A 14,670-nucleotide genomic window follows, 5' to 3' on the forward strand; every position below is an offset into this window, starting at 1 on the left:
AGCGGTTGGTTAAGATCTTTCGTCTCAACCGAGGCGCGCATTCTACAGCAGCCTCATTTGCTGTCAAGTGATTATTTCAACAATTTCAATCACTTGCGTTAACTGCAACTTCGCGTTGCTCGTTAGCGGGAGGCGAATAGTACAGTATTAAAATTCAGGGTCAACCCCTGTCTTGAAATTCTTTTCCCAAGGTAATCAACACCCCGCAGCACTGCTGGGGCCTCAGAATTTCGCGCGCAGCGCCATGTTGAAATTGCGCGGCTCGCCATAGAAGTTCCAGTAGTTGGGGTTACCCAGGGTCTGGTAGTACTTCTTGTCGAACACGTTATCCAGGTTGTACTGCAGCTCAAGGTGCTTGTTGATCTCGTAGACCGCGTGCAGGTTGGTCAGGTGGTAAGCGTCCTGCTGGATCTTATAGTCCTCGCCATATTCGCTCTGCACCATGGTGCTCTGCGCATAGAAGCTGCCGCCCACCCGCATGTGATTGAGCGCACCGGGCAGGCGATAGTCCGTGGCGAGCTTGAATAGATGACGCGGCGCTGCACTGTTGAAGTTCTCGCCCTTCTGTTCGCCGCCAACGTATTTGGATTGGTTGTAGGTATAGCCCGCCGACAGGTTCCAGTCCGAGGTGATCTCGCCGTTCAGCTCCAGCTCGAAACCACGATTGCGCACTTTGTCGGAAGCGCGATAGCACGCCCAGTCCCGATCGCAGGTCACCAGTTCGGGGCGCCCGGTCTGGTCGGCCTGGTACACGGCGATAGAACCCTGCAGGCGCTTGTCGAAGAATTCGCCCTTGAGCCCAATCTCATAGTTGCTGCCGGTCATGGGCTCCAGCACCGAGCCGCTGTCATCCTGATTGTTCTGCGGTTTGAAAATCTCGGTGTAGCTGGCGTACGCGGTCAGGTAGTCGTTCAGGTCCTGGACCAGCCCCGCGTACGGGGTGAGCTCGCCACTTTTGGAGTAATGGGTTTTCACCGGCTTGCTGACCACATCCAGGTTGTCGTAGCTGACCCAGCTCAAGCGGCTGCCGAGGATGAACCTGGTGGAGTCGGTGAGGCTGAAGCGGCCTGCTATATAGACGCCCTTCTGTTCCTGTGTACGGTTGTAACTCCACTGGTTAACGTTCAAGGCATTCGGCTTGGGCGGATCGAAGGCACCGACGTTGTTCATGTCGACCACATAACGGTACGTGGCATCGCGGCCGCCGTGATAGTCGAAGTCGTCCTTGCGCCAGTTGCCGCCGATGATCAGCTCATGCTGACGGCCCAGCAGTTGGAACGGGCCGGACGCGTAGCCGTCAATGCTGGTCTGCGTGTCGTCGTAGCGGAAGTGACGCGGGTTCAAGGTGAACTGGTCGGTAGTGCCCGCCGGCCAGGTGTAGTTACCGAGGAAATCCGACTTGGACCACATCTGGTTGACGGCCACCACTGCCTTCCAATCATTGGCGAAGGTGTGCTGGATGTCGGTGAACACCGTGGTGTTGCGCTTATCGAGGTGGTTCCAGTCGCCGGTCAACGAGGTTGAGCGCGACAGCGGGTAGAACGCGCCGTTGGTGTGGATCGGCAGGCCGGACCAGTCGTAGCCCGAATTACGCTCCTTCTGATAACTGTAGCCGAGCGTCACCAGGGTCGACTCGCTCACATCCGCTTCGAGGATGCCGTAGAACAGCTGGTTTTCCTTTTGCGCGGTGTCGAGGTAACTGTTGGCATTGTTATAGGAAATGACCGAACGCCCGCGCAACGTGCCCTCCTCGTTCAGCGGCGAGGACAGGTCAACCATCGTCTTATAGTCATCCCAGGAACCCACCGAGGTTTCGATCAACGCCTGCGGCTCGGCCGTCGGGCGCTTGCGGACCAGGTTGATGGACGCAGACGGCGTGCCCGCTCCCTCCATCAAACCGGTGGCACCGCGCACGATCTCGACCCGGTCGTAAATATCGGTGGTGGGTTTGGAAATGGCATCCATCGAATACGCATTGCTGATGTTGGTCGGTACGCCATCGATCTGCAGGCTGTCGACCAACTGGCCGCGCGCCTGGTACAGGGAGCGCTCGCCGCCGTTCTTGACCACCATGATGCCCGTGGCGTTCTGCATCACGTCATCGAGGTTCTTCATGCTCTGGTCGTCCATGCGCTGGCGGGTGACGACGGTCACCGACTGCGGCGTTTCGCGCAGGGACATCGCCAGCTTGGTGGCGGTCGCGGAACGCCCGGTTGCATACGACCCGCTGCCCTCGGTGACTGCACTCAAGCCCTGGCCGGTAATGGTCGTCGCGCCCAAGGTCAAGCCCGACGCAGCTTGGGCGACCAGTTGAAACTCGCGCTCACCGGTTTGCACCGCCTGCACGCCGGTGCCCGCCAGCATTTGCGCCAGCGCCTGCTCCACGCTTGGGGCATGCACCGCCTGGCTCTGCTTGTTGGCCGTGAGCGTCGCATCTCCACCAATGAGGATGCCCGCCTGGCTCGCCAGCAGGTTCAGTTGGCGGGCCAGTGGGCCGGCGGGGATTTCCAGGCTCTGCTGCTGAGGCGTGTCGGGGCTGGCGGCCTGAACAACTGCGGCGTCGGCGGCAAAGGCCATTAAGACGGCCAGGACAAGTGGATGGCGGCGCGAAAAAGCGGTAGCGCGAACAAGCATGAATGAATCCTTTCGCAGGTCGAATGGAGGAGCGTTATCCAACCAAGCGAGCGAGCCGCGCAAAACCGGAAAAAGATTGTTGGATTATTTCAGCGCGCCTCGATCGAGACCCACCACGGCAACGTGCGCACCACCTTTATAGGTAACGCGCGCTCCAGCATCGCCAGGGCCCGATCAGTGTCGAGCAGCGGATAAGTACCCACCGCCCGCAAGCCGGCAAGCGCCGGGTCAATACCGAGATGACCCTGGCGATAGTCTCCAAGAATCCGTACCACCTCGCCGAGCGGCATTGACTCAGCCACCAGCACGCCCCGGCTCCAATCCTGGCGCTGGGCGTGTGCCGGCAACAGCGCGCCGTTGCCCTGCGCATCGAAGACCATCGACTGCCCCGCCTCGACCCGCGCCTGTCGGCCACTCTGCGCACAAGTTGCCTGCACGGCGCCGCCGAATACGCTCAAGGTGGTTTGCAGCCCCTCGGCACGTGCGCTGAACACGGTGCCCAGCGGCTGCATGCGCCCGGCGCGCGTCACCACCTGCAAGGGGCGTGAGTCTGCGCCGGTTTCGATGAGCAACTCGCCGCGATACAAGCGCAACTGCCGTAGCCCTTGATCAAACTGCACGTCCAGCGCCGTGGCGCCGTTCAGCCATACCTGGCTGCCATCCGCCAGCCGTACCGGGCGCACCTCGCCCAGCCCGGTACGGTAGGTGGCGAACCAGGCGCGCGGCGAATCCACCCAGCCGCGTCGCCAGCTCGCCGACGCCAACAGGCCGCCGACACCGGCCACACACAAACCGCCGAGCAGGGTACGGCGCGAAAGTGGATTGCGGCGCAAGGTGGTGAGTACCTGATGCGCCTGGTCTGCGTTGCCGCCGAGGTTGCCGAAGCGCTGGTTGATGCCTTCGACGTACTGCCAGGCCAGGCGGTGCTGGGCGTCTTCTGCCAGCCAGGCAGCCCACTGGTTGCGGGTGGCCATGTCATCCGGCACGGCATGCAAACGTGCAAACCAATGCGCGGCTGCCTGCAACACACGGTGATCGGGGGCGGGCTGGCTCATGTCAGCGACTGCGCCAGTTCGACTTCCAGCAACAGGCACTGATACATCGCCTGGGCCAGGTAGCCATTCACACTGCGCTCACTGACCCCCAGCCGCAGCGCCGTTTCGCGCTGGGTCAGGCCTTGCAACTGGATCAGCAGAAACGCCTCGGCGACCCGCTTGGGCATGCGCTCGAGCATCGCCTGCAACTGCCCCAGGGTTTCCAGGACGATCGCCTGATACTCCAGCGACGGCACCTGATGCTCAGGCTGGGCCGCCAGCACGTCCAGGTAAGCCCGCTCGATGCGCCGACGGCGCCAGAAGTCCACGCACATATGCCGCGACATGCGCCCCAGGTAGGCGCGCGCATGCTCGTCATCATTGAACGCCCGCGGCGTCGCGAGCAACCGCACGAACACGTCATGCGCCAGCTCCGCCGCATCACTGGCATTGCCCAGCTGGCGCTGCAACCACTGCTGCATCCAGCCGTGGTGCGAGCGGTACAGAGACTCCAGGTTGGAACTGGGCACAGGGGCACCCGGCGGAACGTTCATGGAGAGCCGGCCTTGCTTGCTAATAAGAATGATTAGCAAGTGTAGCGTTGATGCGGTGCGCCTCGCAATTGGTAGGCCGCTGCTTATAAGGCGTCATTTAAAGACAGCCCTCTCCCCCGCGTTGGGATGCGCGCAGCGTGAGCTTTCGAATCAGCAGCGAAATCCTGTTCTCCTCCAACTGGGAACTCTGCGGCGACCGCGCCGCCAGCGTGCTGCGCTACCTGCAAGCCAACGGCATCCACCCCCTCGTGGACAACAGCACAGCGCAAGGCCGCGCCCGCAACCACCGCGCGGAGCTGATCCTGGAGCACCGACGGCTGGGGTCTTTTTTTTCTGCGACAGAACAGTGATCATCGCCCTCCCCCAAAAAGCCCCGAGGACCCGAGACCATGGAACTGACGCTGGAAGCGGTTGCGCTGTTTGCACTGAAACTGGTGCACGAAACCGATGACGGCAGCCCGCTTTTGCGCGACGACCTGGTGATGGATGGGTATGAGCGGGAGGTGTTTGGGTTGTTGGTGCGGCAGGGGGATTTGGCGGAGATTCAGCTCAAGCTGGGTGAGTGTGTGGGGCAAGCGCTAGGGGCGCTGGGTGGGGTTGAAACGGTGTTGGGGCGGGAGTTGTGGCGGCTGACGGTTGAGGTACAAAACGTCCGGCAACTGGGTGGGCTGCTGGCGCCGTTAAGTGATCTTGAGGGCTACTTGAAAGATATTCAGTGAGTCCTCACCGCCGCCCTTCCACCGCCATGCGCACCGCCAACCCCATCAGCACCGAGCCCATCAACCAGCGCTGCGCCACCTGCCAACCGGGTCGGGTCACAAAGAACACCGCAATCGAGCCCGCAGCCAGGGCAATCACCGAATTGACGCTGACGCTGATGAGAATCTGCGTAAAGCCCAGCACCAGGGATTGCGCCAGCACACTGCCGTGGCCGTTCGGGTCGATAAACTGGGGCAGCAACGACAAGTACATCACGGCCACTTTGGGGTTCAGCAGGTTGGTCACAAAGCCCATCATGAACAACTTGCGCGGGCTGTCCCGGGGCAGGTCTTTAACCTGGAAAGGTGACCGGCCGCCCGGCTTGACCGCCTGCCAGGCCAGGTACACAAGGTACAACGCACCGCCCAGGCGCAGCGCGTCGTAGGCAAACGGCACCGCCATCACCAACGCGGTAATACCCAATGCCGCACACAGCATGTACACCAGGAAACCCAAGGCAACGCCGCCGAGGGAAATCATACCGGCCGTGCGCCCCTGGCATATCGAGCGGGAAATGAGGTAAATCATGTTCGGCCCGGGCGTGAGCACCATGCCAAGTGAGATCAGGCCGTAGGCAAGCCAGTTGGACAGTTCGGGCATTGGGGGCGCTCCTCGATGGGCCGGTTGGCTGCCATGGTAGAACGCGCAGCCCCCGGGCGTTAGATACAGATCCGCGAGCAAAACCTCATACACCGGCGCACGCGTGGCGCGCCATTCATCCAAGGAAAGGCACATGATCGACTTCAACAACAAAGGCTTCTTCAAACTCAAACAAAACAACGAATACGCCGAACGCGTTTCAGCCCTGCTGCTGGACGGCGAAGAAGTCATCGACGCCTACAAAGCCATGCGCGACGGCGTGGTCTTCACCACCAAACGCATCATCGCCGTGAACGTGCAGGGGATTACCGGCAGCAAGAAAGACTTCACCTCGCTGCCGTACAAAAACATCGTCGCGTACTCGGTGGAAACGTCCGGGACGTTTGATCTGGACTCGGAGCTGGAGATTTACTTTTCGTCGTTGGGGAAAGTGAAGTTTGAATTTACGGGGAAGACGTCGATTGTTGAGATTTCGCGGATCATCTCCAAGCATCTGCTGAGCTGATCAGCGGATATTCATCGTTCAAAATGTGGGAGGGGCGGTGCGACGGCCGGAAAGGTAATCTGAAAGTTTGAGCCCTTAAAGCCCGGTTTTGTATATACGGACTTCCCCGTGCAGTAGCGACTTTTCCCACGCAACGTATCGAACAAGGCGAATTTCAACCGGCGATTCAGCCTCGTAGGCTCACTTCCCTACACAAGGAAGTGAGCCCCTCATGTCAGAACGCTTTTACCCTCCCACCGAGGAACAACTACGCAAGCAGCGCATTCTGACGCCGCAGCCGAAGCGCGCCGCCTATTCACCGTTTATCGACTCATTCGTCCCACCCCCTGCAGTGCCCACGCCCGCCAAACCGCCCGGCTGCACCTTCATCAAACCCTGCCAACTGCCCGACGGCCACACTCACTACTCAGACCCCACCGGCTACGTACCGCTTGAGCTAATCAAGGAGTACGGCCATTTCAGCCTGTTGGGCGGTCGTGAAGTGGACAGCCGGGGGGCTGTTGCCCTGCGCAAGATCAGCGGTAGCGCCTTGCCCGTCGGCTTGGGGCAGTTGGCGTTGCGTACGGCGGTGGTGGAGTCGACCGCTGCCGCAATCGGTTCGGTGGCAGCGCCTCTGTTAGGCGGGTTGGTAGCGCTGGTGTGGCCAGCAGAGCTGGGCGATAGCGCGCTGTATAGCGAGGAGCAATTACGCTCGATGCAGCAGGCGCGTTCGCAGATGCGTTTACATATCGAGCAGCGGGAAGACGGCACGCTCAGGGGCTATGGTTTTTACACCGGGGACAATCCCGCGTGGCAAATGATTGATGTGGTGCAGTTCCAAACCCGTGGAAATCAGGTCGTCGCGGATTTGGGTGAGGGTGCGGAGCTGATCTGGACGCCCGCCGTCGACCTAGGTGACACGCTGGGGATTCCGGCGTTGCAGGCTGCGCCACAGGCGCCGGTGATCTGGATTTACCCGTCGACGGAGAAGGCGGCGCAGATTCTGGTGAACCCGATTTATCCGCCGGAGTATCGGGATTTTATTCTGGTGTTCCCCGTGGGGTCTGGGGTTCGGCCGCTGTATGTGGTGGTGAGTGAGCCGCGGAAGGGGCTGAGGAATCCGGATCATGATTACTTTCCAGCCCCCAGAACAGAAGACATAACGGGCTTTCCTGGCCTGATCCCCCAAAGGCCCGCAACACCAAGGAAAGGCGGAAGTGGCTTACGCGAGCGCTGGATAGATGCAAAAGGAAAGAAGTTATTCGAATGGGATGCCAAGAAAGGCGAGCTGGAAGTTTATCGAAACAGTGACTTGAAACACCTCGGCGCATTTGACCCATATACAGCTGAACGCCGAGGACCTGCGAAACCAGAACGCCGAATTTACAGATAAACAGGAATTCAAATAATGGTTATGAAAATCCGATTGCGCTGGTACGAAAAGCACAGCAACGACTTGAAAGCGGATGAGTATTCAGCCGATGTCGATGATGCAGACAGTGTTTTTGAAGCGTTGGATCTAACCGAAGAAACCGCGCTATATGCCGACGTTTTCAATCTGCTGCCTAGCTGGATACCGATCATTCAGCCGCACTTTCAGCACGTGATTGACCCCGCCAATCTCGACTACCAAATCTCCTTCCGCTACCAAGGCAGTTGGCCACCAACTCCCAAACAACCCAAGAACGCGTCACGAGGCCAACAATGAAAAAGCCCCTCCTCTACCGCTCCGTCAACACCCGAACCCATGGCGTGCGCCACGGCAGTGGTGGCGCTTACCGCTACGAACGGAACACCAAGACCGAAAAAAACACGCTCGCCACCCGAGGCTCAATGTACAGCCATAAACGACACGGCTTTGATTACACACCACTGTATCGCTTCCTACTGTCCAAGGTCGGTCAGCCATGGCACGCGGTTTTCAGCGAAGCCAACGCACGCCTGGATCGGCCGAACCCGGTGTTCTGGATGGTTGCGCTTCATGAAAGCGAGAAACAGGATTACGTGAGAACGGATGAAAACAGCTACTACAGCGGCCTATACGTCGACGACGCAGGCCTGCTGCAAAAGGTAGAACCACAACTGACACCCGAAAACATGAAACCTTATTGCGACTGCTGCACCCACACCTTCAACGGGGTGGTCGTCACGCAAGCGGTGGGCTATACCCACCGCTGAATAACCGCTCAACCCGACTTCGTCTCACCGCCCGCCCCACCAATCAGCACCCGATTCGCCGGATCGGTAATATCAAACACCTGCTGCATGCACGCCGAACGACTCGGCGAGAACTGGAACTCCACCAGATACACCTTCGCCTTCTCCGGAGTGAAAGTGCTCACCGGCGGCACGCAGCTGTAAAAATCCCCGTTGCCGATGCTGCCAGCACTGCCGAATACGGTGAGTTTCTTGCCCGGGTCGGCCTGGGTTTCCAGCTGTGGAAAACGCCGGAAACCGGCGCTGGTGACTGTTTGGATAGTTTTGGCGATCCAGTTGAAGACTTGGCCTTCGCCGTTGTACACCACGGTGCCGAGGGTTTCCGGGCGTTGGTCGGGGTCGCCTTCGCGGCTGATGGCGAATTTGACGGGGTTGTTGCCGCCGACGGCTTTCATGATGACTTTGGCGTGTTCGGCGTCGACGGTTACGATTTTCTGGCGAAACTGGATGCCGTCTTTAAGCAGGGTCGGCGAGGAGTCGCGTTGGTTGGATTGGCAGGCGCACAGGGCGAGGGTGAGGGAAAGCAGCGCAATTCGCTTCACAGGGGGATGTCCTTATCGGTGTGAGTTAAGTGTGAGGACTGGACCCGTGTTTACACGGAATGTTCCGCAGATCGCAAGGCGGATAGCAGGATGTTGAGTGCCATGACCTGTTAACTCTGACAGTAGATCTGTGCGCAATCCGCGTGGACTATGGCTGCACGCCCCAGCCTGTCGGGTGCCAAGGAAGGAGTTCAGACCATGAGAGCCGCCTGTCGCCTGCTCTGCTGCATCGCCCTGATCGCGTCGGGCGCTGTGTGGGCATTGGATAACAATGAAGAAATCACCCCCAGCGACGCGGGCTACCAATACTGGGTCTACTCCGTTACGTGGCAGCCGAGTTTCTGTGTATTGAAACCCGAGACCGCCGGCTGCGAAGCGCCTCCGGAAAAATTCCTCACCCATGGGATATGGCCGTACAACCGCAGCACGCCGGAAAAAACCAATCGCCATCCAGCCTTCTGCAATACCGCGCCGGGATGTGAACAAGGTAAAGAGTGCGAGATCAGCCCCGGCAATCTGGAGCAAATTGCCCATGAGCCGGCCATCGCGGAGCTGGTCACGGTGAATCCTGAGGGCATGTTTAAACACGAATGGAAGAAACACGGCACATGTTCAGGCAAAGCGCAGCAGGCCTATTTCAATGACATCGTGAGGCTCCGACCGGTCGTACAGTATGACCAGGCAAAGTTTGCCGCGTGGGTGGGCGCCAGCGTGATGTTTGAAGAGCTGACCACCGCGTTCCCCGCCAATGCGTCCTATCGCTGCTTTGTAAAAGACGAAAAACAGTACCTGCATGAGGTGTTCTACAGAGTCTCGCCCGACGGCACCGCTTATGAAGGGGATGCAGCGTTGCAAATCGGCATCCCTTGTAAAGACGAGGAAACCTTTATCCCCGCAGGGAAGTGAAGCGGCGTCCTTTGCGGTTTATCCACGCGCACCTTGGTTAAACACCAACCGCGCGCACAACCCGCCCTGCGCCAGGTTATGCAACGCCAACCGACAGCCGATCTTGCCGACGATCATCTGCACAATCGCCAACCCCAAACCGGCGCCATTGGCGTTGTCGCGGCTGTAGAAACGTTCGAACAAGCGCCCCATATGCGCCTCATCAATCCCCGGCCCCTGGTCTTGCACGCTCAGGCAATGGGCGCCGATTACCACGGTGACTTCACTGCCCGGCGGAGAAAAATTGAGGGCGTTGGTCACCAGGTTCTGCAAGGCGATGGCCAGCGCCACCGGTTCCGTTTCTACCCAGCATTCCTCTTCCCCTTCCAGCACCAGTTCCACGCCTTTTTCCATGGCCAGCGGCGTGAGTTCGGCGAGTTCTTCGCGCACCAGTTCAGTGAGTTGCACGCGACTGCGCTTGGGGTTGTTGAGTTGCGGTTCGATACGCGCCATGGTCAGCAATTGGCTGCCGATGCGGGTGGCGCGGTCGACGCCACTGACCAGGAATTCCAAAGCCTCACGGCGTTGCTCGGGGGTCACGGCGCTCTGTGCGTTTTGCGCGTGAATGCGCAGGATCGCCAACGGCGTGCGCAGTTCGTGGGCGGCGTCGGCGATAAAGCGACGCTCGCGTTCAAGCAGGTCATCGACTTGCACCAGCAGCCGGTTGAGCGCGGTTTGCATGGGTTCGAGGTCGCTGGGCAGGGGCTTGAGATGCAGTGGCTGCAAGGTTTCGGCGCTGCGCCCGCGAATGGATTGGGCCATGGCGCGCAGGGGCTTGAGGCCCCAGCCGATCAACAGCCAGATCAGCACGGTGAGCAGCGGCACGCCGACGAGGGTGGGCCAGAGGGTGTGGCGCACGATGCGCTGGATCACGTCCTGGCGAATGTCGTCGCGCTCGCCTACCCAAATCAGCAAGCCCTGCTGAGCGTCCGCCAGCAGGAAGGCGCACCAGTCGTTGCCGTTGTCCATCAGGTCATGGGAGCCGAGGGTGGCCGGCGGTGCGGCCAACACGGGGGCTTCGGCCGAGCGCATGAGCAACTCCCCATCGCTGCGCCACACCTGGAAGGTCAGGCGGGTTTCGTAGGGGTGAGCGACGCCCTCCTCGCCCACGCGGCTCATGGCCTGGTCGAAGGCCTGATACAAGCGGCTCCAATCCGCGTCGCCGGGGTCGCGTTGGCGCAGTACACCTTGCAGCAGGCGCGCGCTCTGGGCCAGTTGGGCGTCGTAGACTTCTTCGATTTCGTGGTGGCTGTCGCGCAGCACCAGCCAGCAGATCAGCGCGTCGCCCAGCAGCACCAACACCAGCACGGGGATGAGGATGCGCGTGCGAACCGAAGTCATGGCTTAACCGCCAGCACGTAGCCCACGCCGCGCACGGTGCGGATCAGTTCGGTGCAGAGTTTTTTGCGCAGGTTGTGGATAAGTACTTCAAGGGTGTTGCTCTCGACCCGGTCCTGCCAACCGTACAGCGTGCGGGCCAGGCGTTCACGGGTGACGACTTTGCCGGGGCGCACCATCAGTTGGTGCAGCAGTTGGTATTCCATGGGGGTGACGATGACTTCGGTGTCCTGGTAGCGCACCTGTTGGGTGGCCGGGTCGAGGCTGACGCCGGCGTGTTCCAGCAGCGGTTGCGCACGGCCCTGGCTGCGGCGCAACAGGGCGCGCACGCGGGCCTTGAGTTCTTCGACATCGAAAGGTTTGACCAGGTAATCGTCGGCGCCAGCGTCCAGCCCGGCGATGCGATCAACCGTGCCGTCGCGGGCGGTGAGGATCAGCACCGGCAGGTCGTGCTGCTCGGCGCGCAGTTGCTGCAACAGATCCAGACCGGCGAGGCGCGGCAGGCCAAGGTCGAGCAGCAATAGGTCGAAGCTTTCCGTGCGCAGCGCATGCAGTGCCGCAACGCCATCCTGCAGCCAGTCGAGGGTGTAGCCCTCGGCGCCGAGGGCCACGCGTATTCCCTGGCCGAGGGCTCGGTCATCTTCGACAAGGAGTAGGCGCATAGCAGAATCTCTGTAGGAATCGGCGGCATCATGCCGGGTTCTGACCGAGGGTATTTCGCCAAAGATGTTACGGCTCGTTGCCAACTAAGGTTGCGCTAAGGTTGGTTTTGCACTGTGAAAACTCCCACACCTGCTGAGAGCTTTTCCATGCGCAAACTTCTCCTGCTGTCCCTGATTCTCGCCAGCCCCCTGGCCCTCGCCGGCCCGCAGTGCACCACCGCCGAACGCTCGCAATGGCAAGACGAAAAAGCCTTCCAGGACAAGCTCAAGGCCGAGGGTTACACCATCAGCAAGTTCAAGGTCACCGACGGCAACTGCTACGAAATCTACGGCTTCGACAAAGACAAACGCAAGGTCGAGATTTACCACGACCCGGTCACCGGCAAGGCCGTGAAGACTGAGATCAAAGGCTGATGCCAGGGCAAACCCTGCGCCTGTGGGACCCTGTGGTGAGGCTGTTTCACGTGTCCATCGCCGGGGTCTTTGTCGCCAATTACTTCTTTAATGAAGCGGGTGACGACTGGCATGTCTGGCTGGGCTACTACGCCATGGCCTGGCTGCTGGTCAGGACAGTGTGGGGGTTTGTCGGGCCGCGCAGTGCGCGCTGGGCGGACTTTTGGCCTACGCCAAAAAAGCTCAGTGCCCACGCACGGTCGCTGCTCAACGGTAAGCCGCAACATCGCCTGGGCCATTCGCCGATTGGCGCGCTGGTGATGCTGTTGATGTTGCTGGCGTTGCTGACCCTCGGTCTCAGCGGCTTCCTGATGCAGGAAGTCGATGCCCTGTGGGGCGCCGATTGGCCGTTGCAACTCCACGAAACCGCCGCCGATATGCTGCTGGCCCTGGTCTGCGTGCATGTGCTGGCCGCCGTGTTTGAAAGTATCCAGGTGCGGGACAACCTGCCGTTATCCATGCTGACCGGTCGCAGGAAGCGTCTGCCGGATGAGCTTGAGCAGTAATCCCTATGCGCTCTGCCCTATTGATTTTCAGCCTAGTGGCGGTGTTTTTCGCCGCCTGGCAAAGCCACCCGCCCCATGTGCTGGCGCCGTTTGCCCAGGCAAGCCCAAACAACGCCAAAGTGCCGGCGCCGGCGCAGTACACCAGCCGGTTCGTGTCTACGCAGCTGACGGACTTTGTGCACTCCTCATCCGTCACCGCGCTGCCCGGCGGCGACCTGATGGCCGTGTGGTTCGCCGGGTCTCGCGAAGGCGCGGCCGACGTGCAGGTGCGCACCGCACGCTTTGACGCGAACAGCGGCGAATGGGGCGCCGAGCAGGTGCTGGCCACGCGGGAAAGCACCCGCGACGGCACCGGGCGTTACATCCGCAAGCTGGGCAACCCGGTGATTGCCCTGGCGCCGGATCAGCGCCTGTGGATGTTTTACGTGTCGGTGTCGGTCGGCGGCTGGGCCACCAGTGCGATCAATGTGATGGTGTCTGAAGACCTCGGCGCCAACTGGTCGGCGCCGCGGCAACTGGTGACGTCGCCGTTCTTCAACATCAGCACCCTGGTGCGCGCAGCACCGGTGTTCCACGCCGACGGCTCCATCGGCCTGCCGGTGTACCACGAGTTCATGGGCAAGTTTGCCGAATACCTGTACCTGAACGCCGACGGCGCGGTGATAGACAAATTCCGCATCAGCCGCGGCAAGAATTCCCTGCAACCGACCATCGTGCCGCTGGATGGCCAGCGCGCCGTGGCGATGCTGCGCTACGCCGGCAACACCCATAACCGCGTGCTGGCCAGCCGCACCGAAGACGCGGGGCAGACGTGGAGCGAGCCGTACCCGCTGGAGCCGGCCAACCCCAATTCGTCGCTGGCGGCGGTGAGCACCCAGGGCGATGGCCTGCTGGTAGCCCTCAACGACCTGCAGGACGGCCGCTTTAAACTCAGCCTCTACGGCACCGACGCCCAGCTCAGCCAGTGGCGTACCGTGGTGCAGTTGGACGAGTCACCCGACCCGCTCGGCCAGCCGTTCTCCCCCGAGGCTTATAAAGAAATCATCGGCGAAGGTTTCCGCGCCTCCAGCGGCGCACGTCGCTTGCCTTTGGAAGAACGTTTTCTCAGCAACCTCGACTACCGCGTCTGCAAGCCCGAGGGCTGTGATTTCGAATACGAGTACCCGTACTTCAGCCGCAGCCCGGACGGCATGTACCACTTGGTCTACTCGTGGAATAACACCTTTATCAAACATGTCAGCTTCAACGAAGCCTGGCTGGCGGAGCGTCTGTGATGGCTTCTCTATGGCAGGCGCATTTGAGTTTTGTGTTGCTGGGGTTTGTGGCACTCAGCGCGTTGCGCGTTACCGCGCCCTGGCGGCCGTGGTTGCTGCCGGTGCTGGTGGCGGTGAGTTTTATCCCGGTCAATGAGCTGCCGTTGGCGGCGTACGTACGCAGTTTTACCGATGACCTGGCCATCAGCACCTTGGTGTTATTGGCGTGGGTGGGGCTGAGTCGCCTGGGGGTGGTGCAATCGCTCGGCAGGCAACATCAGGTGCAGCTGTTGCTGCTGTTTGGCCTGCTGAGCCTGATGCTGTACCCGGCCACGATGGGCCTGACGTATTTCGACCCCTACCGCTGGGGCTTCAACCCACGGCCGATGATTGTGCTGGTGGGTGCGGCGGCGCTGGTGCTGTTGTGGCTGCGTAATGCGCTGGCGGTGTGGATGCTGGTGCTGGGCACGTTGGCGTTTGCGTTGCGGCTAAAGGCATCCGAGAACTATTGGGATTATCTGGTGGATCCGCTGCTGGCGGGTTACTGCCTGGTCGCAGGATTAATGCAATTCAAAATGTGGGAGGGAGCTTGCTCCCGATGGCGGCGTGTCAGGCACCGGATGCAGTGACTGACACACAGCTATCGGGGGCAAGTCGAATCGTCGCACCGCCCCTCACACATTGGATAT

17 protein-coding genes and 1 pseudogene are annotated in these 14,670 nt (G+C 60.7%); 11 read left to right on the forward strand and 7 right to left on the reverse strand.

Annotated elements, in window-relative coordinates; all coding sequences use genetic code 11:
• Positions 1-222 precede the first annotated feature (222 nt).
• The 3 genes from AC0IYH_RS22165 to AC0IYH_RS22175 all read right to left on the reverse strand — a co-directional run bounded on the left by AC0IYH_RS22165 (position 223) and on the right by AC0IYH_RS22175 (position 4,222).
• On the reverse strand, positions 223-2,634 hold the full coding sequence (locus tag AC0IYH_RS22165) for a TonB-dependent siderophore receptor (protein WP_471836198.1): 2,412 nt from the start codon (positions 2,632-2,634) through the stop codon (positions 223-225).
• Between the two features lie 89 nt (positions 2,635-2,723).
• Positions 2,724-3,689: a FecR domain-containing protein gene (locus AC0IYH_RS22170; protein WP_471836200.1), complete on the reverse strand. Its 966-nt coding sequence runs from the start codon at positions 3,687-3,689 to the stop codon at positions 2,724-2,726.
• Positions 3,686-4,222 carry a sigma-70 family RNA polymerase sigma factor gene (locus tag AC0IYH_RS22175; protein WP_471836202.1) on the reverse strand — a complete coding sequence of 179 codons (537 nt, stop codon included), beginning with the start codon at positions 4,220-4,222 and terminating at the stop codon, positions 3,686-3,688. The genes AC0IYH_RS22170 and AC0IYH_RS22175 overlap by 4 nt, the downstream gene beginning before the upstream one ends.
• 134 nt (positions 4,223-4,356) lie before the next feature.
• Here AC0IYH_RS22175 and AC0IYH_RS22180 point away from each other — a divergent pair.
• Both AC0IYH_RS22180 and AC0IYH_RS22185 read left to right on the forward strand, forming a co-directional pair.
• Positions 4,357-4,572, forward strand: a pseudogene (locus tag AC0IYH_RS22180) (hypothetical protein); the annotation flags it as partial.
• A gap of 39 nt (positions 4,573-4,611) precedes the next feature.
• Entirely contained in the window at positions 4,612-4,941 is a 330-nt protein-coding gene (locus AC0IYH_RS22185; RefSeq protein ID WP_116630355.1) for a hypothetical protein, read from the forward strand.
• 4 nt (positions 4,942-4,945) lie between these two features.
• Here the strand turns inward: AC0IYH_RS22185 and AC0IYH_RS22190 are convergent, their stop codons facing one another.
• On the reverse strand, positions 4,946-5,581 hold the full coding sequence (locus tag AC0IYH_RS22190) for a LysE family translocator (RefSeq protein ID WP_471836203.1): 636 nt from the start codon (positions 5,579-5,581) through the stop codon (positions 4,946-4,948).
• Between the two features lie 133 nt (positions 5,582-5,714).
• Between AC0IYH_RS22190 and AC0IYH_RS22195 the strand changes: the two genes are divergently transcribed.
• The 4 genes from AC0IYH_RS22195 (at position 5,715) to AC0IYH_RS22210 (ending at position 8,243) form a co-directional block, all read left to right on the forward strand.
• Complete coding sequence (locus AC0IYH_RS22195) at positions 5,715-6,086, forward strand: PH domain-containing protein (RefSeq protein ID WP_053257892.1); 372 nt, start codon at positions 5,715-5,717, stop codon at positions 6,084-6,086.
• 211 nt (positions 6,087-6,297) lie between these two features.
• On the forward strand, positions 6,298-7,458 hold the full coding sequence (locus tag AC0IYH_RS22200; RefSeq protein WP_471836205.1) for an S-type pyocin domain-containing protein: 1,161 nt from the start codon (positions 6,298-6,300) through the stop codon (positions 7,456-7,458).
• Positions 7,459-7,473: 15 nt separating this feature from the next.
• Positions 7,474-7,773 carry a colicin E3-like toxin immunity protein gene (locus AC0IYH_RS22205; RefSeq protein WP_471836207.1) on the forward strand — a complete coding sequence of 100 codons (300 nt, stop codon included), beginning with the start codon at positions 7,474-7,476 and terminating at the stop codon, positions 7,771-7,773.
• The gene (locus tag AC0IYH_RS22210) at positions 7,770-8,243 is read left to right on the forward strand and encodes a hypothetical protein (RefSeq protein WP_471836209.1); all 474 of its coding nucleotides are present in this window, start codon (positions 7,770-7,772) and stop codon (positions 8,241-8,243) included. The genes AC0IYH_RS22205 and AC0IYH_RS22210 overlap by 4 nt, the downstream gene beginning before the upstream one ends.
• A gap of 8 nt (positions 8,244-8,251) precedes the next feature.
• On the opposite strand, the gene AC0IYH_RS22215 is transcribed toward AC0IYH_RS22210, so the two are convergent.
• Positions 8,252-8,824, reverse strand: a complete 573-nt coding sequence (locus AC0IYH_RS22215) for a hypothetical protein (RefSeq protein ID WP_122773511.1) — start codon at positions 8,822-8,824, stop codon at positions 8,252-8,254.
• A 198-nt stretch (positions 8,825-9,022) separates the two neighbouring features.
• On the opposite strand from AC0IYH_RS22215, the gene AC0IYH_RS22220 reads away from it, so the two are divergent.
• Positions 9,023-9,730, forward strand: a complete 708-nt coding sequence (locus AC0IYH_RS22220) for a ribonuclease T2 family protein (protein ID WP_165842720.1) — start codon at positions 9,023-9,025, stop codon at positions 9,728-9,730.
• A gap of 18 nt (positions 9,731-9,748) precedes the next feature.
• On the opposite strand, the gene AC0IYH_RS22225 is transcribed toward AC0IYH_RS22220, so the two are convergent.
• Together AC0IYH_RS22225 and AC0IYH_RS22230 are read right to left on the reverse strand one after the other, a co-directional pair.
• Positions 9,749-11,110, reverse strand: coding sequence for an ATP-binding protein (locus AC0IYH_RS22225; RefSeq protein ID WP_471836211.1), 1,362 nt, complete (start codon positions 11,108-11,110; stop codon positions 9,749-9,751).
• Entirely contained in the window at positions 11,107-11,769 is a 663-nt protein-coding gene (locus AC0IYH_RS22230; protein ID WP_471836213.1) for a response regulator, read from the reverse strand. Before AC0IYH_RS22230 ends, AC0IYH_RS22225 begins: the two co-directional genes overlap by 4 nt.
• Before the next feature lie 147 nt (positions 11,770-11,916).
• Here AC0IYH_RS22230 and AC0IYH_RS22235 point away from each other — a divergent pair, with 147 nt between their 5' ends.
• Genes AC0IYH_RS22235 through AC0IYH_RS22250 form a run of 4 tightly spaced genes read left to right on the forward strand, consistent with a single transcriptional unit; the run spans position 11,917 to position 14,610 of the window.
• Positions 11,917-12,183: a PepSY domain-containing protein gene (locus AC0IYH_RS22235; RefSeq protein ID WP_116630346.1), complete on the forward strand. Its 267-nt coding sequence runs from the start codon at positions 11,917-11,919 to the stop codon at positions 12,181-12,183.
• The gene (locus AC0IYH_RS22240) at positions 12,183-12,728 is read left to right on the forward strand and encodes a cytochrome b/b6 domain-containing protein (RefSeq protein WP_471836215.1); all 546 of its coding nucleotides are present in this window, start codon (positions 12,183-12,185) and stop codon (positions 12,726-12,728) included. Before AC0IYH_RS22235 ends, AC0IYH_RS22240 begins: the two co-directional genes overlap by 1 nt.
• Positions 12,729-12,733: 5 nt before the next feature.
• On the forward strand, positions 12,734-14,002 hold the full coding sequence (locus AC0IYH_RS22245; protein ID WP_116630344.1) for a sialidase family protein: 1,269 nt from the start codon (positions 12,734-12,736) through the stop codon (positions 14,000-14,002).
• A complete protein-coding gene (locus AC0IYH_RS22250; RefSeq protein WP_471836216.1) occupies positions 14,002-14,610 on the forward strand; it encodes a hypothetical protein in 609 nt (202 codons plus the stop codon). Before AC0IYH_RS22245 ends, AC0IYH_RS22250 begins: the two co-directional genes overlap by 1 nt.
• Positions 14,611-14,670: the final 60 nt, after the last annotated feature.

Source organism: Pseudomonas sp. AC463, assembly GCF_979253585.1.